Here is a 20,012-nt window from a genome sequence, read left to right as displayed (position 1 = left end):
CGTTCCGGCCCGACCGGGGCCGCCGCTTCAATGGTGTAACCCTGAAGTATAGCCGCCACAGGCCGCGATCAATGCCCACGCAGATCGCGCGGGCGGAAGCCCATCGCCAGCATGGCTACCGCGTAGGTGGCACCGCCACCGCCGACCAGCAGCGACAGGCTGCCGATCCGCTCCCACACGCTCATCGCCGAGAAGCCCGGCAGCCAGTGCAGCAGGGCCAGCAGCACACCAACCATGGCCGCACAGGCCAGCAGCAGTCGCAGCAGATAGCCGCCCCAGCCCGGCCGGCGCTGGTAGACGTCGGTCTTGCCCAGCCAGTACCACAGCAGGCCCAGGTTCAGGTAACTGGACAGTGCACTGGCAATGCCCAGCGCCAGATGCAGGCCCGGCTGCTTGCCGATGGCCGCCATCACGCCCTGCGCCTTCAGCTCGTCCGGCACCATGACCTGGTACAGCACCGCCAGCAGGGCGAAGTTGAACACCATGTTGGCCACCAGCGCGGCCACACCCGCGCGCACCGGGGTCTTGGTGTCCTGGCGTGCGTAGAACGCCGGCAACACCACCTTCAGCAGGGCGAACGCCGGCAGGCCGAAGCTCAGGCCGTACACCGACAGCGCGGTCATGCGGGTATCGAAGGCACTGAACTGGCCGTGCTGGAAGATGGTCGCGATCAGCGGTTCGGCCAGCAGCAGCAGGCCCAGCATGGCCGGCACCGAGATCAGCAGGGTCATCCGCAGGCCCCAGTCCAGCGAGCGCGAGAAGCCTTCGCGGTCGGTGCTGACGTGGTGACGGGCCAGCGCCGGCAGGATCACCGTGCCCAGCGCCACGCCGAACACGCCCAGCGGTAGCTCCAGGAAGCGGTCGGCCAGCGACAGCCAGGACTGCGAGCCATCGGTCAGCTTGGCCGCGATGACGGTGTCCAGCAGCAGGTTGATCTGCGCCACCGAGGAGCCGAACAGGGTCGGCACCATCAGCGTCATCACCTTGCGCACGCCCGGATGGCTCCAGCCCCAGCGCGGCAGGGTCAGCAGGTTGATGCCCTTCAGCGAGGGCAGCTGGAACAGCAGCTGCAGGATGCCGGCAGCCAGTACCGCCCAGCCCAGCGCCAGGATCTGTTTCTCCGGGGTGCCGCCCAGCCGCGGGGCCAGCCACAGTGCACCGGCGATCATGCACAGGTTGAGGATGACCGGGGTCAGCGCCGGCATGGCGAAGCGCTGGAAGCTGTTCAGCGCGCCGCCGGCCAGGGCGGTCAGCGACACGAACAACAGGAACGGGAAGGTCAGGCGGAACAGGTCGACCAGCAGGCCCTGCTTGACCGGATCGGTATCAACGCCACTGGAGAAGACCGAGGCCAGCTGCGGCGCGAAGATCAGCGCCAGCGCAGTGACCAGCATCAGCACCCCACCCAGGGTGCCGGCGGTGCGGGCCATCAGTTCACGCAGCTCGGCGTGGCTGCGGGTCTCCTTCACTTCCGTGAACACGGGCACGAAAGCGGTGGCGAAAGAGCCTTCGGCGAACAAACGCCGCAGGAAATTGGGTACCCTGAAGGCGACCCAGAAAGCATCAGTGATGGCGTTGGTGCCGAACGTGGTGGTCACCACGAAGTCCCGGACAAGTCCGAGAACGCGCGAGACCATGGTCATGCTGCTGAACGACAGCAGGCCCCGCAACAACTTGGGTGAACTCACTCAGCGTCCCTCTTGACAATCGACTTGACGTGCATTTCTTACGCCATCATACTAGCTAGCTTGCTGTTCCCATAACACCGATTTTTTCAGGAAACCACCACCGTGGCCAATATCAAGTCCGCCAAGAAGCGCGCCAAGCAGACCGTCGTGCGCAACGCGCGCAACGTGGCTCAGCGCTCGATGCTGCGCACCGCTGTCAAGAAAGTGATCAAGGCGCTGGACGCCAACGATGCCGCCGGCGCCGAAGCCGCCTTCGCCGTTGCCCAGCCGATCCTGGATCGCTTCAGCGCGCGTGGCCTGATCCACAAGAACAAGGCTGCTCGCCACAAGAGCCGCCTGAACGACCGCATCAAGGCCCTCAAGGCCGCCTGATCCGGCGTTGCCGCCCTGCCCTTAGGGGCCGGGCAGCAGACAAGAACCCGGCCCCGGCCGGGTTTTTTGTTGCCAGCGATCCGGGGATTGCCGCAGGTACGGCGGCATTGGCCGGCGGCGTGGACTGGCGGCTGCACCGGCTGGGTAGAGTCGACTGTTAGTCGACTAACGCGCGCAGCGCGGGCTTTACGGGTAGCGAGAAGAGCAGTCGACTAGCAGTCGACTCTACCCAGCCGGCGCCATTACCCAGCCGGAGCCATCACCCCAGCCAGCCCCAACCCCATCGCGCAGTCCACAAAAAACCCGGCCGAAGCCGGGTTTTCGCATGGAACCACAACAGCATTACTGCGCGTCGCGGGCTTCCTGCTCTTCTTCCTTCTGGCGATCGAAAAAGGCCATGATCCGGCTCATGATCGGGAAGGTACCTTCGCGGCCCAGCGCGGAGACCAGGAACCACGGCTCCTTCCAGCCCAGCTCGGCGACGATCTGCTCGGCCGCAGCCTTCGCTTCATCCTCGAACATCAGGTCAGCCTTGTTCAGCACCAGCCAGCGCGGCTTCTGCAGCAGTTCCGGATCGTGCTTTTCCAGCTCGCGCTCGATGGCGCGCACCTGCTCGACCGGAGAAATGCCTTCCACCCCACCCTCCATCGGCGAGATGTCCACCAGGTGCAGCAGCAGGCGGGTGCGCTGCAGGTGGCGCAGGAACTGCGCACCCAGGCCGGCACCGTCGGCCGCGCCTTCGATCAGGCCCGGGATGTCGGCAATCACGAAGCTGCGGTAGTTTTCCACCTTCACCACACCCAGGTTCGGGTACAGCGTGGTGAACGGGTAATCGGCCACCTTCGGCGTCGCCGCCGAAACGGCACGGATCAGGGTGCTCTTGCCGGCGTTGGGGAAGCCCAGCAGGCCGACGTCGGCCAGCAGCTTCAGCTCCAGCTTCAGCGTGCGCTCCTCACCCGGCTCGCCCGGCAGCGCCTGGCGCGGCGAGCGGTTGGTCGAGCTCTTGAAGTGCATGTTGCCCAGGCCACCGCGGCCACCCTTGGCCACCAGCAGGCGGTCGCCGTGCTGGGTCAGGTCGCCGATGACTTCATCGGTGGCAACGTTGATCACCACGGTGCCGACCGGCACGGTGATGGTCAGGTCTTCGCCGCCCTTGCCGTAGGCCTGGCGGCCCATGCCGTTCTCGCCACGCTGCGCCTTGAAGATGCGGTCATGGCGGAAGTCGACCAGGGTATTCAGGTTTTCGTCGGCGCGGATGTACACGCTGCCGCCCGCACCGCCGTCGCCGCCGTCCGGGCCGCCGAGCGGAATGAACTTCTCGCGACGGAAGCCAATGCAGCCGTTGCCGCCGTTGCCGGCGAACACTTCGATTTCTGCTTCGTCTACCAGTTTCATTGTTTCGATGCCTGCGATGGGCGCGGCCTGCCGGCCGCCGCCTTGAATGTTATGCCTGCCGATGGCCGGCAGCCCGGCCTGGCCGGTCTTGCTTCAACTCTAACGAAAAGCCCCGCCGAAGCGGGGCTCTTCATGCAGCACCCCCATGCCGAGGCACGGGCGCCGGCGATGCCTGGATCAGGCGTCGGCCGAGACGATGCTGACGGTGCGACGCTTCTTGGCGCCCTTGACCGAGAACTCCACCTTGCCGTCCACGAGGGCGAACAGGGTGTGGTCACGGCCCAGGCCAACGCCGGTGCCCGGGTGGAACTGGGTGCCGCGCTGACGCACGATGATGTTGCCGGCTTCGATGGCCTGGCCGCCGAAGATCTTGACGCCCAGGTACTTCGGGTTGGAGTCGCGACCGTTGCGCGAGGAGCCTACGCCCTTTTTATGTGCCATGACTGCTTCTCCTGATGCTTAGCCGGCGATGCCGGTGATCTCGATTTCGGTGTAGTACTGACGGTGACCCTGACGCTTCATGTGGTGCTTGCGGCGACGGAACTTGATGATCCGGACCTTGTCAGCACGACCCTGGGATAGGACCTTGGCGGTGACGGCAGCGCCCTTCAGCGCATCGCCCAGCTTCACGCCGTCGCTGTCACCCAGCATCAGGATGTTGTCAAACTTGATCTCGCTGCCGACTTCGACTTCGAGCTTTTCAATGCGGAGCTTTTCGCCCTGCGCCACGCGGTATTGCTTACCGCCGGTGACCAGTACTGCGTACATGACCAGGCCTTCCTCTGTAGTTATTGTGGTCTGAGCTGCCGCCATCGAGGGCGGACAGGAGCGGAATTGTACGCAGATCAGCGGGCGCGGGTCAAGTCAACCCCTGAACGTCGAAGGAGACGGCAGCGGCACGGGGGTCAGATCCCTTTTCACGCCGTGAAAAGGGATCTGACCCCTGGCTGACGGCCTGTCTCACAAGGTGAGACACCGGGCTGGCATTGTCGCCCATTGCCCCCATCTGGTCACCTCGGTAGGCTGACCGATTGCCGTTCCCTGCTGGCCCGGCACCCAGCCAACGCCCCCACAACCGGATCCCCCATGGCGATGGATTTCATCCGCATCCGCGGCGCGCGGACGCACAACCTGAAGAACCTCGACCTCGACCTGCCCCGCGACAAGCTGATCGTGATCACCGGCCTGTCCGGCTCGGGCAAGTCCTCGCTGGCGTTCGACACCATCTATGCAGAAGGCCAGCGCCGCTATGTCGAGTCGTTGTCGGCCTATGCGCGCCAGTTCCTGAGCGTGATGGAAAAGCCGGACCTGGACCACATCGAAGGCCTGTCCCCGGCCATCTCGATCGAGCAGAAGTCGACCTCGCACAACCCGCGTTCGACCGTCGGCACGATCACCGAGATCTACGACTACCTGCGCCTGCTGTACGCCCGCGTCGGCACCCCGCGCTGCCCGGACCATGGCTACCCACTGGAAGCGCAGACGGTCAGCCAGATGGTCGACCAGGTGCTGACGCTGGACCCGGAGCAGCGCTACATGCTGCTGGCGCCGGTCATCCGCGACCGCAAGGGCGAGCATGCGCAGGTGTTCGACCAGCTGCGTGCGCAGGGCTTCGTCCGTGTGCGCGTGGACGGCGAGCTGCATGAGATCGACGCGGTGCCGCCGCTGGCACTGCGCCAGAAGCACACCATCGAGGCGGTGATCGACCGCTTCCGCCCGCGCGAGGACATCAAGCAGCGCCTGGCCGAGAGCTTCGAAACCGCGCTGAAGCTGGGCGACGGCATGGCCTCGGTGCAGAGCCTGGACAACACCGAAACCGCGCCGACGCTGTTCTCCTCCAAGTATTCCTGCCCGGTCTGCGATTACTCGCTGCCGGAGCTGGAACCGCGCCTGTTCTCGTTCAACGCACCGATGGGCGCCTGCCCCGGCTGCGATGGCCTGGGCATGGCCGAGTTCTTCGACCCCTCGCGCGTGGTGGTGCATCCCGAACTGTCGCTGGCCGCCGGTGCGGTGCGCGGCTGGGACCGCCGCAATGCCTACTACTTCCAGCTGATCGCTTCGCTGGCCAAGCACTACCGGTTCGACGTCGACGCGGCGTGGAACTCGCTGCCGGCCAAGGTGCAGCAGGCCGTGCTGTACGGCAGCGGCGACGAAGCGATCACCTTCACCTACTTCACCGAAGCCGGTGGCCGCACCCAGCGCAAGCACCGCTTCGAGGGCATCATTCCCAACCTCGAACGCCGCTACAAGGAAACCGAGTCGCCGGCGGTGCGCGAAGAACTGTCCAAGTACATCAGCGAGCAGCCGTGCCCGGAATGCCACGGCGCGCGCCTGAACAAGGCGGCTCGCAACGTGTTCGTGGCCGACCGCCCGCTGCCGGACCTGGTGGTGCTGCCGATCGACGAGGCGCTGAAGTTCTTCAGCGAACTGAGCCTGCCGGGCTGGCGTGGTGAAATCGCCGCGAAGATCGTCAAGGAAATCGGCGAACGCCTCGGCTTCCTGGTCGATGTGGGCCTGGATTACCTGACCCTGGAGCGCAAGGCCGACACCCTGTCCGGTGGTGAGGCACAGCGCATCCGCCTGGCCAGCCAGATCGGCGCCGGCCTGGTTGGCGTGATGTACGTGCTCGACGAGCCGTCCATCGGCCTGCACCAGCGCGACAACGAACGCCTGCTCGGCACCCTCACCCGCCTGCGCGACCTGGGCAACACGGTGATCGTGGTGGAGCATGACGAGGATGCGATCCGTCTGGCCGACTATGTGCTGGACATCGGCCCGGGCGCGGGCGTGCACGGCGGCGAGATCGTCGGCCAGGGCACCCTGCAGGACATCCTGGAAGCCCCGCGCTCGCTGACCGGCCAGTACCTGTCCGGCAAGCGCGCGATCGAGATTCCGGCGCGCCGGCACAAACCGAACCCGAAGATGACCCTGCACCTGCGCGGGGCCAGCGGCAACAACCTGAAGGGCGTGGACCTGGCGATTCCGTCGGGCCTGCTGACCTGCGTGACCGGCGTGTCCGGCTCGGGCAAGTCGACCCTGATCAACGACACCCTGTTCTCGCTGGCCGCCAACGAGATCAACGGTTCCTCGCACCCGATCGCCCCGTACAAGGAGATCGATGGCCTGGACCTGTTCGACAAGGTGGTGGACATCGACCAGTCGCCGATCGGCCGCACCCCGCGTTCCAACCCGGCCACTTACACCGGCCTGTTCACTCCACTGCGCGAACTGTTCGCACAGGTGCCTGAAGCGCGCGCGCGTGGCTATTCGCCGGGCCGCTTCAGCTTCAACGTGCGCGGCGGCCGCTGCGAAGCCTGCCAGGGCGACGGCCTGATCAAGGTCGAGATGCACTTCCTGCCGGATGTGTACGTGCCGTGCGATGTCTGCCATGGCAAGCGCTACAACCGCGAAACGCTGGAGATCCTGTACAAGGGCTTCAACATCAACGACGTGCTGGAAATGACCGTCGAGGATGCGCTGAAGCTGTTCGAGCCGGTGCCGTCGATCGCGCGCAAGCTGGAAACGCTGGTCGACGTCGGCCTGAGCTACATCAAGCTGGGCCAGAGCGCGACCACGCTGTCTGGTGGTGAAGCGCAGCGCGTGAAGCTGTCCAAGGAACTGTCGCGCCGCGATACCGGCCGCACCCTGTACATCCTCGACGAGCCGACCACCGGCCTGCACTTCCACGACATCGAAGCGCTGCTGGGCGTGCTGCACAAGCTGCGCGACGAGGGCAACACGGTGGTGGTGATCGAGCACAACCTGGACGTGATCAAGACCGCCGACTGGATCGTCGATCTGGGCCCGGAAGGCGGGCATCGCGGTGGCACCATCCTGGTCACCGGCACGCCGGAAGACGTGGCGGCCTGCCCACAGTCCTACACCGGCCAGTTCCTTGCGCGCATGCTGCCGTCCACCAGCGCGCGCCCGGAACAGCCGGCCGCCGTGGCCAACAAGCCCGATGCCCGCCCGCCGCGCAAGGTGAAGCCTGAGAAGCCGGCCAAGGTGGCGAAGAAGGCGGTGGCTGCCAAGAGCACCGGCAAGGCCAGCAAGAGCACGACGAAGAAGAAGGACGCCTGATGAGCAGCGAACACAAGATCCTGGCCCGCATCCCGATCAGCGTGCGCTGGCGTGACATGGACAGCATGGGCCACGTCAACAACGCCAAGTACATTTCCTACCTGGAGGAAGCGCGCGTGCGCTGGATGCTGGGCGTGGACGGCGTATCGATGACCGACCGCATCGCACCGGTGGTGGCCGCGACCAACGTCAACTATCGGCTGCCGATCGTGTGGCCCAACGACATCCTGGTCGAGCTGTTCGTCGAGCGCCTGGGCAACAGCAGCGTGACCATCGGCCACCGCATCGTCGATCAGCAGGACGATTCGAAGCTGTATTCCGATGGCAACGTGGTGGTGGTCTGGATGGATACCCAGACCGGCAAGAGCGCACCGCTGCCGGAGGCGATCCGCAGCGCCTCTACCTGACGCGCCCTGGTGGGTGCCGACCTTGGTCGGCACGCTTTGGCTGCAATGAGGTTGCCGGCCAGCGGCCGGCACGACCGACACTGATCAAAGGACTGACATGATCCACAAGACCGAACTGCGCGACCTGCTGCCCGGCATGGTCCCCTTCCCCACCGACGTCTTTCCCGCCGACCAGGCCTGGCTCGGCCAGCACCTGCTGCCGCTGCTGAAGATCGACCTGGGCGTGCTGCGCCCGGAACTGGCTGGCCAGGTGGCAACGATGCTGTGCCCGATCGAGCCGTACGACGGCTGCATCGGCGAGACCACCGAAGAACACCACAACGATTTCACCGGCACCAACTGGATCGCCTTCGAACTGACCGCCGGCAACCAGATGCGCTTCCTCGGCAACGAGGGCTATTTCATCGGCGATGCGGTACAGGACAAGGACGCACAGGAACACATCGCGCAGATGCGCGAGAGCTACGCCAAGGCCCGCGACTACCATGCCGAGCACGGTCGCCTCGCCTGCTACTCGCGCTATGGCAAGGGTGAGGCCAGCGAGCGCGATTATCTGGATACGCTGGGTGGCCCCATTGGTTTCGGCAACTGGACCGAGACCGCGGAGATTCCCGCAGCCTTCGAACTGGGCTTCACCGAGGCGGCCGATGACCCCAACGCTGCGGACGATGCCGAAACGGTGATCATCACCCGCAATGGCAACAAATTCTTCGCCGTGGCCGACGTAGCCGGCTACAACTGGTGCGCCACCGGTGCCGACGCGATCGTGATGCTGTACGAGCCGGTCAGCCGCACGGTGCTGTTCTCGTACGACTGGTCGTAAGCCTGTTTGGTAGTGCCGGCCGCTGGCCGGCATACCGAGTTGCCGGCCAGCGGCCGGCACTGCCATCCCGCTACGGCGCGGCCTTGCGCACGGTCAACGTCGCGCTCGCTTCGCTACCCCCTTCCAGCTGCAGCCGCAGCGGCAGCACCTGCCCTTCCTTCAGCGCGCCCTTGCCCTGCATCAGCATCAGGTGCAGGCCGCCGGGCTTGAGCTCGGCACGCGCGCCGGCTGCCAGCGGCAGGCGCTCGATCGCGCGCATCCGGCTGACCCCGTCGACAATCGTGGTCTCGTGCAGCGACACATCACCGAAGCTGCTGCTGGTCGCGCCGGTGATCGCCACCGCCTTGCTGCAGCCATTGTGGATGACGCCGTAGCCGGCGGTCATCGGCATTGCCGGATTCGGAGGCAACCGCGCCCAGCCCTGCTCCACCGTGACGCACGCCGGTTCGGCGGCCGAGGCCGATGCTGCGGTCGCACACAGGACCCACAGTACGCCAACGAATGGTATGGTTATCATCGCCCAGGTTCCTTCTTCGCAACGAGACCGCAGCATGACGACGCTCATCGAGGTGATCAACCATGGCCCCATCCGCGAACTGCGCCTGGCACGGCCGCCGGTCAACGCACTGGACACCGAACTGTGCCGGCAGTTGATCCATGCCATCGAGCTGGCCATGGCCGAAGACGCGCATGGCATCGTGCTGTCGGGCAGCGAACGCGTCTTCACCGGCGGCATGGACGTGCCGCACCTGCTCTCGCATGGCGATGACAAGCACAAGCTGCTGGACACCTGGAACGCCTTCTTTGGCGCCGTGCGCACGCTGGCCGAGAGCCGCATTCCGGTGGTCGCGGCGATCACCGGCCACGCCCCGGCGGGTGGCTGCGTGCTGGCCCTGTGCTGCGACTACCGGGTGATGGCGCGCAGCGCCGATCCGTCGCGGCCGTATGCCATCGGCCTGAACGAGGTGCAGGTGGGCCTGATTGCGCCGGAGGGCATCCAGCGCCTGCTGCGCCGTGCGGTGGGCGTGCACCGCGCCGGTGTGCTGCTGACCACCGGTTCGCTGGTGCCGGCCGAACAGGCGCTGCAGATCGGCCTGGTGGATGAGCTGGCCGAGGGAGACCTGGTGGTGGCACGCGCCATTGCCTGGCTGCAGAACCTGCTCAAGCAGCCGCGCCAGCCGATGCTGCTGACCCGCGCGATTGCCCGTGCCGACCTGCATGAGGCGCTGCACCCGGACCTGATCCAGCTGGACCGCTTTGTCGAGGCCTGGTTCGCCCCGGACGCACAGAACGCCCTGCAGGCCCTGGTAGCCCGGCTGGGCAAGTAAACGGTAGTGCCGGCCGCTGGCCGGCAACCAGGCAATCCTTCCGGGTCGCCTGTGGCTGCCGGCCAGCGGCCGGCACTACCGATGATGGGCTGGCCTGCACCGGTATAATCAGGGCCTCTTCACTGCTGTGGCCGCCCCCCCTTGAACGAAACGCCCGAACCCGTCGTCTCCGAGCTGATCGACCTGCTCACGCTGGAGCGGCTGGAGGACAACCTGTTCCGCGGGCAGAGCCGCGACATCGGCACCAAGTACGTGTTCGGCGGGCAGGTGCTGGGCCAGGCGCTGGCCGCAGCGCAGGCCACGGTCGACAATGGCCGCCACGTGCACTCGCTGCACGCCTATTTCCTGCGCGCTGGCAACATCGACCACCCGATCGTCTACGACGTGGACCGCACCCGCGATGGCGGCAGCTTCTCGGTGCGCCGGGTCACCGCGATCCAGCACGGCAAGGTGATCTTCTTCTGCGCGGCCTCGTTCCAGCAGGCCGAGACCGGCGCCGAACACCAGCACAAGATGCCCGAAGTGCCACAGCCGGAAGACATCGAGCCGAATCGTCCGCTGCCGGCGGAAGTGCTCGAACGCCTGCCGATCAAGGTGCAGCGCTGGCTGTCGCGCGGTGGCCCGTTCGAGTTCCGCCACGTGTACCCGCGCGACGAACTGAACCCACCCAAGCGCCCGCCCTACCACCAGGTGTGGCTGCGCCTGAGCGAACCGGTGGGCGATGCGCCGGAGCTGCACCAGGCGCTGCTGGCCTACGCCTCCGACTTCCACCTGCTGGGCACGGCGACCTTCCCGCACGGTATCAGCTACTACCACCCGCACGTGCAGATGGCCTCGCTCGACCACGCGATCTGGTTCCACCGCCCGTTCCGCGCCGACGACTGGCTGCTGTATTCGCTGGACAGCCCCAGCGCGCAGGATTCGCGCGGCCTGGCCCGCGGCCAGTTCTTCACCCGCAATGGCGTGCTGGTGGCCAGCACCGCGCAGGAAGGCCTGATCCGCGTCGTTCCCGACCAGGCCGCGGCCGCTGCCGTGCCAGCCAAGGAGTAACCCCATGCGCCAGATCTTCAGCAGCCAGCGCGTGGAAACCGTCGAAGGCGTGGCCGAGCTCCTGCGCGAGCATGGCATCGACGTCAAGGTGACCAACGGGCGCTCGTACAAGACCCGCCGCCGCGGTCAGTTCAGCTATACCGACCTGGGCAACGCCAACGCCTATCCGGCGGTGTGGATCGTACGCGCCGACGACCAGCCGCGCGCGCGTGAAATCCTGCGCGAGGCGCGCCTGCTCGACACCACCCGTCGCGACCACCCGACCGCCGAGTTCGCCTTCCGCGACGCGCCGGAACCGGGCAGTGGCGGCCGCAGCTGGGCCTGGCGCATCCGCATCGCCCTGCTGGTGGTGATCGCCGGCGTGGCGTTGGTGATCGGCCTGCGCCATCGTGGTGCCCCGGCACCGGTCGCACCGGCCCCTGCCCCGCAGGCCCAGCCGCAGCGGGCACAGCCGGCACCGCAGGCCGCGCCGGAAGAGGAAGAAGTGCGGGTCCGCATCCAGCCCTCAAAATGACGCACGGGTAGTGCCGGCCGCTGGCCGGCAGCCGCAAAAAAGGGGACGGAGGGGATCAAGTCGTTTGTGCCTCAAACGACTTGATCCCCTCCGTCCCCTTTTTTGTCATGAGGATGCCGGCCAGCGGCCGGCACTACCGCACAGAAAGTCGGTCACATTGGGCGCGCGGCTCCGTCATGGGACACAATCCCAGCAGGAGAGCCGCCGCCATGACGACGTTCGCCGCATCGATCGACCAGACCCTGGAACGCGAACTGCCGGCCGCCGCCAGCGGTTGCCAGCACGCCTATGGCCGCATCGTGCTGGCCTGCCAGAACACGGTCACCGCCATCGCGCTGGCCATCACCCGCGACCGCCAGGCCAGCGAGGACATCGCCCAGGAAGCCTTCGTCAAGGGCTGGCAGCAGCTGCACCAGCTGCGCAGTTCGACCAGCTTCCTGCCCTGGCTTCGGCAGATCACCCGCAACCTGGCCCGCGATTGGCTGCGTGCACAACGTGGCCGGCCGCTGACCGGCGAGGCCGCCGAGGTGGCGATGGGCATGGCCGCCGACCCGGCCCCGGGCGCGGCCGACCGCCTGCAGCGGGTGGAGGAAGAGATCGCCGCCGAGGACATCATTTCCGCCCTGCCCGCCGACAGCCGCGAGGTGCTGTTGCTGTACTACCGCGAAGGCCAACGCTCGCAGCAGGTGGCCGACCTGCTCGGGCTCAGCGACGCAGCCGTGCGCAAGCGCCTGTCACGTGCACGTGCCCTGGTGCGCGACGGCCTGCTGCAGCGCTTCGGTGAGTTCGCGCGCAGCAGCGCGCCGAGCGCCGCATTCGCTACGGCGGTGGTTTCGATGGTACTGGTGGCCGCGCCCGGCACGGCCAGCGCAGCGATCCTGCTCGGCGCTGGTGTCGGCATGGGCGGCAGCAAGCTGGGCCTGGGGGGCGTCAGTGCCGCAGGCGGGGCTGCCATGGGTTCACTGACGGCCGCCGCCAGCCAGCTGCACCTGATTCCCGCCAGCGACTGGGCCACCGTTGCCGGTGGCGTCGTCGGCGGCATCATCGGCAGCTATCTGGGTGGCCGCTTCCTGCTGCGCTTCGCAGACACCCAGCAGGAACGAACAGCAGTGCGGCGCTTCGTGCACCTCAATACGTTCACCGCGATGGTCGTCTGCACCAGCCTGCTGATCTCGCTGATGCTGCAGGTGCCGATCTGGCTGCAACTTGCGATTCTCGTCATCGGCCTGGGTACGGTGAACTACCAGTGCCTGGTGCCGCTGCAGCGCGTGATGGCACCCATGATCGCGCGCGATTCAGCGCGGCGCGGCCGCAGCGGAACCAACTGGAAATACGAATCCGTGTACGGGCGCACCGGCATCATCGGGGCGAACGTATTCGTGATCGGCCTGGTGGTATATGCGCTGATGCGCAACGGAAACGTGTAACGGACAACGCCGGCAGCCTGCCGGCGTTGTCGTCATTCACTGCGTTGACCCTCAGCGCTGCGGCTTCGGCGCAGCGCCATCACGCGGACCGCCATGGCGCGGGCCACCGTGCATCGGGCCCTTGGCGGCGTCGAACTCGGCCTTGCTCAGCTGGCCGTCCTTGTTGGTGTCGGCGGCAGCGAACCAGGCATCACGATGCTGCTTCATGCGCAGCTCGCGGTCGGCCTTGTCCAGGTAGCCGTCCTTGTTCAGATCAAGCTGGTCGAAGCGCGCGGCCAAGCGCGGATCGGCCTTGGCTTCCTCGCGGCTGATGCGGCCGTCCTTGTTGACGTCCAGCTTGGCCCAGCGCTCACCGCCGTGGCCACGTCGCCCATACTGCCAGCGCGGCAGCTCATCGCGCGAGAGCTTGCCGTCCTTGTTCTTGTCCAGCTCGTCGAACTTCGCGGCCAGGCGCGGGTTGGCGGCGGCCTCGCTGCGGTCGATGACGCCGTCGCCGTTGGTGTCCAGCCTGGCCGGGCGCGGCGCGGGCGTGGTCGGGGTGTCGGCGGCCAGCGCGATACCGGAAGCGGAGGTGCCCAGCAGCAGGGCCAGCAGCAGGGGGGTACGGATCATGAGGTCACTCCTGGGGATGGGAACAGCGTCGGGGTGATCACTTCACCCTCGGGGGACAACAACGCCCGGGCGCGACGTCGGTTGACGCTACTGCCGATTCCATTCATCCGCCGGACAGTCGCCGCCACTGCGACAACCTGGGGCTATGCTGTGCCCATGGCGATACATGGCGACAGAGACGACGAACTGCGACTTTTCCAGACCGGCGAGCACCCCTGCGGGTACTGGTCGGACCGGGTGGCACGCGACCTGGTGCTGGACCCGAACGACCGCCGCCTCGGTGCGCTCTATCCGCTGGCACTGCGCTGGGGCTTCCGCCGCAGCGGCGACCTGGTCTACCGGCCGCATTGCGCGCACTGCCAGGCCTGCGTGGCGGTGCGCATCCCGGTGGCGCGCTTCGCTCCGGACCGCAGCCAGCGCCGCTGCGCCGCCCGCAATGCCGACCTGGAGGTGCGGATCACCGCCGCCACCGCCCGCGACGACCTGTTCGCGCTGTATCACCGCTACCTCACCCACCGCCACGCCAACGGCGGCATGGACGACCATGGACCGCACGAGTTCGAGCAGTTCCTGATCGGCAGCTGGTCGCACACCCGCTTCATGGAAATGCGCCTGCCCGGCCACGACGGCCAGCCCAGCCAGCTGCTGGGGGTGGCGGTGACCGACGTCACCGAGCACGGGCTGTCGGCGGTCTACACTTTCTTCGACCCGGACCATGCCGCGCGCGGGCTGGGCACCTTCGCGATCCTGCAACAGATCGAATGGGCGCGCCGCGAGGGGCTGCCGCACGTGTATCTGGGCTACTGGATCCGCGGCCACCAGAAGATGGACTACAAGCGTCGCTTCCGTCCGCTGGAAGCCTACGATGGCCGCCGCTGGCACGATTTCGACAATGATCTGGACGGGCGCTGACAAACCGCTGACACCGGGCCGGGTGCACAATACGGCCCATGAACATGACCCGCCGCCATCCCCTGATCCTCGCCCTGGCCCTGCTCTGCGGCGCCACCGCCCCTGCCTTCGCCACGTCCCCCGCGATGACCGAAAAGCCATCCGCTGCGCTGCGCCTGGCCACCTACAACACCTCGCTGTACTCCGATGACGCCGGCGGCCTGATCAAGGAGCTGGAAGGCGACAGCGAGCACGCGCGCAAGATCGCCGCGGTGCTGCAGCAGGTGCGCCCGGACCTGGTGCTGCTGAATGAGTTCGACTTCGACGACGCCCATCGCGCCGCCGACCTGTTCCAGAAGCGCTACCTGGAAGTGGCCCAGCCTGGCGGCGGCAAGCCGCTGCACTTCGCCTACCGCTACCTGGCACCGGTCAACACCGGCGTGCCCAGCGGGCTGGACCTGGACAACAACGGCGTGGTCGGTGGCGAAGGCCGCAGCCGCGGCAACGATGCATGGGGCTACGGCCTGCACCCGGGCCAGTACGGCATGCTGGTGCTGTCGCGCTATCCGATCGATGAAGCCAAGGTGCGCAGCTTCCAGCTGCTGAAGTGGAGCGCGATGCCCGGTGCGATCCGCCCGGTCGATCCGCGTACCGGCCAGAGCTTCTACAACGATCATGTGTGGTCGCAGCTGCGGCTGTCGTCGAAGTCGCATTGGGACGTGCCGGTGAAGACCCCGGCCGGCGTGGTGCATGCGCTGGTCTCGCACCCGACCCCGCCGGTGTTCGACGGTCCGGAGAAGCGCAACGCAGCGCGCAATCACGACGAACTGCGCCTGTGGCAGGAATACCTGTCCAAGGGTGACAAGCCGTGGCTGTGCGACGACAAGGGCCAGTGCGGCGGCCTGGAGCAGGACGCGCGCTTCGTGATCCTCGGCGACCTCAACAACGACCCGGTCGATGGCGATGGCCGCCATGAGGCGATCGTCGAACTGATCGAGAACGCCCGCGTGCTGCGCTACCCAACCCCGCGCAGCGTCGGCGGCGAGCAGACCAGCCTGGCCTATGCGGCCAAGGGCATCGAGCGCAAGGGCGCACCGTTCCACGCCACCGGCGACTTCGGCCCGAAGTCCGGCACCATGCGCCTGGACTACGTGCTGCCCTCGACCGGTTTCGAATACGTGGGCAGCGGTATCTTCTGGCCGGCCAATGAAAGCCCGGAAGCGAAGATCGCCGACGGCAGCGACCACCACCTGGTGTGGGTGGACGTGCGGTAGAGCAGCGTACCGACCAACGGTCGGTACCCACCGGGATTCGGTAGGCGACGACCGTTGGTCGTCGCTCCTTTTTCAGGGGCGCAGTTCGATGCCGATGGCGTCGGCGGCATCACGCGCGATGGCGCGTGCTTCGTCGATGGTTTCCGCGCGCGCCAGGGTCACGCCCACGCGGCGGTGGCCATGCACGCTCGGCTTGCCGAACAGGCGCACGGCGGTGTCCGGCACCTGCAGCGCGGCGGCGACATTGTTGAAGTACGGCACGCCCTCGCCGTGGGCCAGCAGCGCGCACGATGCCGACGGGCCGCTCTGGCGGATCACCGGAATCGGCAGGCCAAGGATGGCGCGCGCATGCAGCGCGAATTCGCTCAGTTCCTGCGATACCAGCGTCACCAGGCCGGTGTCGTGCGGGCGCGGCGACACTTCGCTGAACCACACCTCATCACCCTTCACGAACAGCTCGACACCGAACAGGCCCCAGCCGCCAAGGTCGTCGGTGATCGCGCGCGAAATCTCTTCGGCACGCGCCAGCGCGGCGCTCGACATCGGCTGCGGCTGCCAGCTTTCGCGGTAATCACCCTCCTTCTGCAGATGGCCGATCGGCGCGCAGAACGAGGTGCCACCGCCATGGCGCACGGTCAGCAGGGTGATCTCGTAATCGAAATCGATGAAGCCTTCGACGATGCAGCGGCCGGCACCGGCACGGCCACCGGTCTGCGCGTACTCCCACGCCGGGGCGATGTCCGCCTCGCTGCGCAGGGTGCTCTGGCCCTTGCCCGAGGACGACATCACCGGCTTGACCACGCACGGCAGGCCGATGGCGGCCACGGCAGCACGGTATTCGGCCTCGGTATCGACGAAGCGGTACGGCGAGGTCGGCAGGCCCAGGGTCTCGGCGGCGAGGCGGCGGATGCCTTCGCGGTCCATGGTCAGGCGCGCAGCGCGCGCGGTCGGGATCACCCGCAGGCCCTGTTCCTGTTCCAGCTGGACCAGGGTTTCGGTGTGGATGGCCTCGATCTCCGGCACCACCAGGTGCGGCTGCTCCTGGGCGATCAGCGCACGCAGGGCCATCGCGTCGAGCATGTCGATCACGTGCGAACGGTGCGCGACCTGCATGGCCGGCGCATCGGCATAGCGATCGGCGGCGATCACCTCCACGCCCAGCCGCTGCAGCTCGATGGCCACCTCCTTGCCGAGTTCGCCCGAGCCCAGCAGCAGCACGCGGGTGGCGGAGGGGGACAACGGAGTTCCAAGCTTGGCCATGGCGGTTCCAGCAGCGATGTGAAGGCGGGTGGGCATTCTAGCTGGCCGACCGCCCCGGCCACGGCATCCGACGAACGGTAGTCGACAAGTGATATCACTTTGATATCTTTTCTACGAACCCTCAAGGACGTACCGCCATGAAAGAGAAGTCGCTGTCTTCCCTCAACGGCCTCGGCACGCTGGCCGGCGCCCTGCTCGTCGCCCTCGCTGGCGCCGCCCTGTTCGTACTGGGTGTGGCAGCCAAGGCCAGCGCCGGCTCGCCCAATCTGCTGCTGATGCTGCTGGGCGCCCTGCTGGCGGCGCTGGGCGTGTTCATCCTGGCCGGCCTGTACACCATCCAGCCCAACCAGGCGGCGGTGCTGAGCCTGTTCGGCAAGTACGTGGGCACGGTCAAGGACAACGGCCTGCGCTGGAACAACCCCTTCTATGCCAAGCGCCGGGTCAGCCAGCGCGTGCGCAACTTCGAGAGCGGCAAGCTGAAGGTCAACGAGCTGGACGGCAGCCCGATCGAGATCGCTGCGGTGATCGTCTGGCAGGTGGTCGATGCCTCCGAGGCGGTCTACAACGTGGACGACTACGAGAGCTTCGTGCACATCCAGTCCGAATCCGCGCTGCGCGCGATGGCCACCAGCTATCCCTACGACCAGCACGAGGATGGCCAGCTGGCCCTGCGCAGCCACGCCAGCGAGATTTCCCAGCACCTGAAGAACGAGCTGGCCGAGCGTCTGGCCGACGCCGGCGTGCAGGTGATCGACGCACGCATCAGCCACCTGGCCTACGCCGCTGAAATTGCCCAGGCCATGCTGCAGCGTCAGCAGGCCAACGCGGTGATCGCCGCGCGCACGCGCATCGTGGCCGGTGCAGTCGGCATGGTCGAAATGGCCCTGGCCGAACTGCAGAAGAACGGCGTGGTTGAACTGGACGAGGAACGCAAGGCGCACATGGTCAGCAACCTGCTGACCGTGCTGTGCTCGGACCGCGGCACCCAACCGATCGTCAACGCCGGTTCGCTTTACTGAGCCATCCTCGCAACGGGGCGCCCCACCGCCCCGCCAGGAGTTTTCATGAGTGAGAAGAAAGCCTATCCGCTGCGCATCAATGCCGAGGTCCTGGCCGCGGCACAGCGCTGGGCTGACGACGAGCTGCGCAGCCTCAACGCGCAGATCGAATACGTACTGCGCGACGCCCTGCGCAAGGCAGGACGCCTGCCGAAACCCACGCCATCGCCGGAGGACAAGGAATGAGCAAGCGCTGGAGCTACCAGACCATCGAGGTCAAGACGTCCATGATGGGTGTACTCAAGCCCGAGGACGTGCAGGCCGAACTCAGCCGCCAGGGCCAACTGGGCTGGGAACTGGTCAACATCATCATCCCGGCGCCGATGCGCCCGGCGATGCTGGTGTTCAAGAAGGAGGCCTGAACCATGGGCGGCAGCGACCCGAAACCCTTTGACGTGGCCGAGAGCTCGCCGCTGCGCGTGCTCTGGATCGTGCTGCCGCTGCTGGCTGCCTTCGTGGCCTGCCTGTATGCGCAGCTGTACAAGGCACCGGCGAGCGCACCCTGGATCGCAGTAACGCTGTCGCCGCCCTGGTTCCGGATGGGCGGCAGTGCGGCATGGAGCCTGCTGGTGATTGCCCTGCTGGGCATTGGACTGGGCACGGCCTTCTTCCGCCGCCGGGTGGAACTGGCCGGCGATGTGCTGGACGTCCGTTCAACGATGTACCGGCGGCGGGTGCCGGTGGCGCAGTTGCGGCTGGACCAGGCCGAGGTGGTCGACCTGCAGCGTGACCGCCGCTACGGCATTCGTGTCAAAACCAATGGCTATTCAATGCCGGGCTTCTACTCGGGCCACTTTCGCCTGCAGGGAGGCGGCAAGGGCTTCGCCCTGGTCACCGACCGTGCGCGCGTGCTCGCCCTGCCGGTCAGTGATGGCAGCACGCTGCTGCTCAGTGTGGACCGGCCGCAGGCGCTGCTCGATGCGCTGCGCAAGGTGGCCGCGTCGGCGCCACGGCAGTAAGCTGCGGCGATGCAACGACGCGCCCCCCTGCTGATCAATACCGAGGCCATCGAGCTGTGGCCCGCCCACCTGTTGCGCGCACGCAGCAACCTGGATGCACGCCTGCTGTCGCAGGCGCAGTGGGTGCTGCGGCGCAAGCGTGATGGCCGCTATCTGGCGGTGGTACTGGCGCAGGGTGTGCACGCCATGGTGCCGCGCCTGCCGCGCGAGCCCGGGGTCGAGGAAGCACTGGCACTGCTGGATACGGCGGCGGCACGCCCGTTCGGTGCCGCACTGCAGGAACAGTGGCTGCCGCTGGCCGGGTTGCAGCAGCGCTTGCAGCAGCTTGGCCTGGATGCGCAGCGCTATGCCGACGACAGCGGCCTGCCGCTGGAATCCGAGCCGTGCCTGCTGCACTTCGCCGGTCGCGACCGCTTCGCACGCCCGTTGTGGCTGCGCCGTGGCGCCGCGCAGGGCTGGCGGCGGATGCGACTGCACGCGGCACAGGATGGAATTGCGCTGGATGCCATCTCCGGCTTCCGCAGCCATGCCTACCAGTTGGGCATCTTCGAACGGAAGCTGGCGCGCGGCTTGAGCGTGGCCGAGATCCTGAAGGTGAATGCCGCACCGGGTTTCAGCGAACACCACAGCGGCCACGCACTGGACATCGGCACACCGGGCGACGCGCCGGCTGAAGAATCGTTCGACGCCACCGATGCGTTCGCGTGGCTGCAGGCGCATGCCGGCGGGCACGGCTTCCATCTGAGTTACCCGCGCGACAACCCGCACGGCATCGTCTACGAACCGTGGCACTGGTGCTGGAGACCGGCCAACGGCTGAGCCCCTCGTGGCGAAAGCCTGGAGCGGTCAGCGCATGGCCGCGGGATGGAACAAG

At 67.1% G+C, this 20,012-nt stretch carries 22 protein-coding genes; 15 read left to right on the top strand and 7 right to left on the bottom strand.

The genetic code is table 11. The features are described 5' to 3' along the window. Positions 1-68 precede the first annotated feature (68 nt). Positions 69-1,673 carry a murein biosynthesis integral membrane protein MurJ gene (gene murJ / locus AC5P6X_RS07835; protein ID WP_032965638.1) on the bottom strand — a complete coding sequence of 535 codons (1,605 nt, stop codon included), beginning with the start codon at positions 1,671-1,673 and terminating at the stop codon, positions 69-71. Between the two features lie 117 nt (positions 1,674-1,790). On the opposite strand from murJ, the gene rpsT reads away from it, so the two are divergent. Next, the gene (rpsT, locus tag AC5P6X_RS07830; RefSeq protein ID WP_005408560.1) at positions 1,791-2,060 is read left to right on the top strand and encodes a 30S ribosomal protein S20; all 270 of its coding nucleotides are present in this window, start codon (positions 1,791-1,793) and stop codon (positions 2,058-2,060) included. Between the two features lie 342 nt (positions 2,061-2,402). Here rpsT and cgtA read toward each other — a convergent pair whose 3' ends face one another. The 3 genes from cgtA to rplU form a co-directional block, all read right to left on the bottom strand. Then, complete coding sequence (gene cgtA / locus AC5P6X_RS07825) at positions 2,403-3,455, bottom strand: Obg family GTPase CgtA (protein ID WP_049404715.1); 1,053 nt, start codon at positions 3,453-3,455, stop codon at positions 2,403-2,405. Positions 3,456-3,632: 177 nt separating this feature from the next. Beyond that, positions 3,633-3,896 carry a 50S ribosomal protein L27 gene (gene rpmA, locus AC5P6X_RS07820; RefSeq protein WP_005408558.1) on the bottom strand — a complete coding sequence of 88 codons (264 nt, stop codon included), beginning with the start codon at positions 3,894-3,896 and terminating at the stop codon, positions 3,633-3,635. Between the two features lie 18 nt (positions 3,897-3,914). Continuing rightward, entirely contained in the window at positions 3,915-4,223 is a 309-nt protein-coding gene (rplU, locus tag AC5P6X_RS07815; RefSeq protein ID WP_005408557.1) for a 50S ribosomal protein L21, read from the bottom strand. Positions 4,224-4,541: 318 nt separating this feature from the next. Here rplU and uvrA point away from each other — a divergent pair, with 318 nt between their 5' ends. From uvrA to AC5P6X_RS07800, 3 genes are all read left to right on the top strand, one after another. Continuing rightward, positions 4,542-7,535 (top strand): excinuclease ABC subunit UvrA, encoded by a 2,994-nt coding sequence (gene uvrA / locus AC5P6X_RS07810; RefSeq protein ID WP_024957497.1) that lies wholly within the window; start codon positions 4,542-4,544, stop codon positions 7,533-7,535. Next, positions 7,535-7,942 (top strand): acyl-CoA thioesterase, encoded by a 408-nt coding sequence (locus AC5P6X_RS07805; RefSeq protein ID WP_060380351.1) that lies wholly within the window; start codon positions 7,535-7,537, stop codon positions 7,940-7,942. The genes uvrA and AC5P6X_RS07805 overlap by 1 nt, the downstream gene beginning before the upstream one ends. 97 nt (positions 7,943-8,039) lie before the next feature. Next, entirely contained in the window at positions 8,040-8,765 is a 726-nt protein-coding gene (locus AC5P6X_RS07800) for an enolase (RefSeq protein ID WP_108270266.1), read from the top strand. 70 nt (positions 8,766-8,835) lie between these two features. Here AC5P6X_RS07800 and AC5P6X_RS07795 read toward each other — a convergent pair whose 3' ends face one another. After that, positions 8,836-9,282: a copper chaperone PCu(A)C gene (locus AC5P6X_RS07795; RefSeq protein ID WP_108270267.1), complete on the bottom strand. Its 447-nt coding sequence runs from the start codon at positions 9,280-9,282 to the stop codon at positions 8,836-8,838. A 34-nt stretch (positions 9,283-9,316) separates the two neighbouring features. Between AC5P6X_RS07795 and AC5P6X_RS07790 the strand changes: the two genes are divergently transcribed. From AC5P6X_RS07790 to AC5P6X_RS07775, 4 genes are all read left to right on the top strand, one after another. Then, a complete protein-coding gene (locus tag AC5P6X_RS07790; protein ID WP_012479449.1) occupies positions 9,317-10,093 on the top strand; it encodes an enoyl-CoA hydratase/isomerase family protein in 777 nt (258 codons plus the stop codon). A 141-nt stretch (positions 10,094-10,234) separates the two neighbouring features. Further along, the gene (gene tesB / locus AC5P6X_RS07785; protein WP_108270268.1) at positions 10,235-11,143 is read left to right on the top strand and encodes an acyl-CoA thioesterase II; all 909 of its coding nucleotides are present in this window, start codon (positions 10,235-10,237) and stop codon (positions 11,141-11,143) included. 4 nt (positions 11,144-11,147) lie between these two features. Continuing rightward, on the top strand, positions 11,148-11,657 hold the full coding sequence (locus AC5P6X_RS07780; protein WP_033833354.1) for a pathogenicity-like protein: 510 nt from the start codon (positions 11,148-11,150) through the stop codon (positions 11,655-11,657). A 209-nt stretch (positions 11,658-11,866) separates the two neighbouring features. Beyond that, on the top strand, positions 11,867-13,084 hold the full coding sequence (locus tag AC5P6X_RS07775) for an RNA polymerase sigma factor (protein ID WP_108270269.1): 1,218 nt from the start codon (positions 11,867-11,869) through the stop codon (positions 13,082-13,084). 51 nt (positions 13,085-13,135) lie between these two features. On the opposite strand, the gene AC5P6X_RS07770 is transcribed toward AC5P6X_RS07775, so the two are convergent. Continuing rightward, on the bottom strand, positions 13,136-13,696 hold the full coding sequence (locus tag AC5P6X_RS07770) for an EF-hand domain-containing protein (RefSeq protein WP_108270270.1): 561 nt from the start codon (positions 13,694-13,696) through the stop codon (positions 13,136-13,138). Positions 13,697-13,852: 156 nt separating this feature from the next. Here AC5P6X_RS07770 and AC5P6X_RS07765 point away from each other — a divergent pair, with 156 nt between their 5' ends. Next, positions 13,853-14,608, top strand: coding sequence for an arginyltransferase (locus AC5P6X_RS07765; RefSeq protein WP_495215391.1), 756 nt, complete (start codon positions 13,853-13,855; stop codon positions 14,606-14,608). 38 nt (positions 14,609-14,646) lie between these two features. Beyond that, positions 14,647-15,861 (top strand): endonuclease/exonuclease/phosphatase family protein, encoded by a 1,215-nt coding sequence (locus AC5P6X_RS07760; protein ID WP_108270272.1) that lies wholly within the window; start codon positions 14,647-14,649, stop codon positions 15,859-15,861. A gap of 72 nt (positions 15,862-15,933) precedes the next feature. On the opposite strand, the gene purT is transcribed toward AC5P6X_RS07760, so the two are convergent. Further along, the gene (gene purT / locus AC5P6X_RS07755; protein WP_049448402.1) at positions 15,934-17,121 is read right to left on the bottom strand and encodes a formate-dependent phosphoribosylglycinamide formyltransferase; all 1,188 of its coding nucleotides are present in this window, start codon (positions 17,119-17,121) and stop codon (positions 15,934-15,936) included. A gap of 137 nt (positions 17,122-17,258) precedes the next feature. On the opposite strand from purT, the gene AC5P6X_RS07750 reads away from it, so the two are divergent. From AC5P6X_RS07750 to AC5P6X_RS07730, 5 genes are read left to right on the top strand one after another with little or no spacing between them, the layout of a single operon-like run. After that, the gene (locus tag AC5P6X_RS07750; protein WP_149500805.1) at positions 17,259-18,140 is read left to right on the top strand and encodes an SPFH domain-containing protein; all 882 of its coding nucleotides are present in this window, start codon (positions 17,259-17,261) and stop codon (positions 18,138-18,140) included. A 45-nt stretch (positions 18,141-18,185) separates the two neighbouring features. Next, positions 18,186-18,365 carry a type II toxin-antitoxin system antitoxin gene (locus AC5P6X_RS07745; protein WP_005408543.1) on the top strand — a complete coding sequence of 60 codons (180 nt, stop codon included), beginning with the start codon at positions 18,186-18,188 and terminating at the stop codon, positions 18,363-18,365. Next, complete coding sequence (locus AC5P6X_RS07740; protein WP_005408542.1) at positions 18,362-18,541, top strand: DUF4177 domain-containing protein; 180 nt, start codon at positions 18,362-18,364, stop codon at positions 18,539-18,541. The genes AC5P6X_RS07745 and AC5P6X_RS07740 overlap by 4 nt, the downstream gene beginning before the upstream one ends. Before the next feature lie 3 nt (positions 18,542-18,544). Continuing rightward, on the top strand, positions 18,545-19,138 hold the full coding sequence (locus AC5P6X_RS07735; RefSeq protein ID WP_049448399.1) for a PH domain-containing protein: 594 nt from the start codon (positions 18,545-18,547) through the stop codon (positions 19,136-19,138). Between the two features lie 9 nt (positions 19,139-19,147). Next, positions 19,148-19,957: a M15 family metallopeptidase gene (locus AC5P6X_RS07730; RefSeq protein ID WP_108270274.1), complete on the top strand. Its 810-nt coding sequence runs from the start codon at positions 19,148-19,150 to the stop codon at positions 19,955-19,957. Positions 19,958-20,012 lie beyond the last annotated feature (55 nt).

The sequence above is a fragment of the Stenotrophomonas sp. YJH_SMC_40 genome (assembly GCF_059368615.1).
The sequence above is the reverse complement of the archived record's forward strand: the minus strand, read 5'-3'. Positions and strand labels throughout refer to the sequence as shown.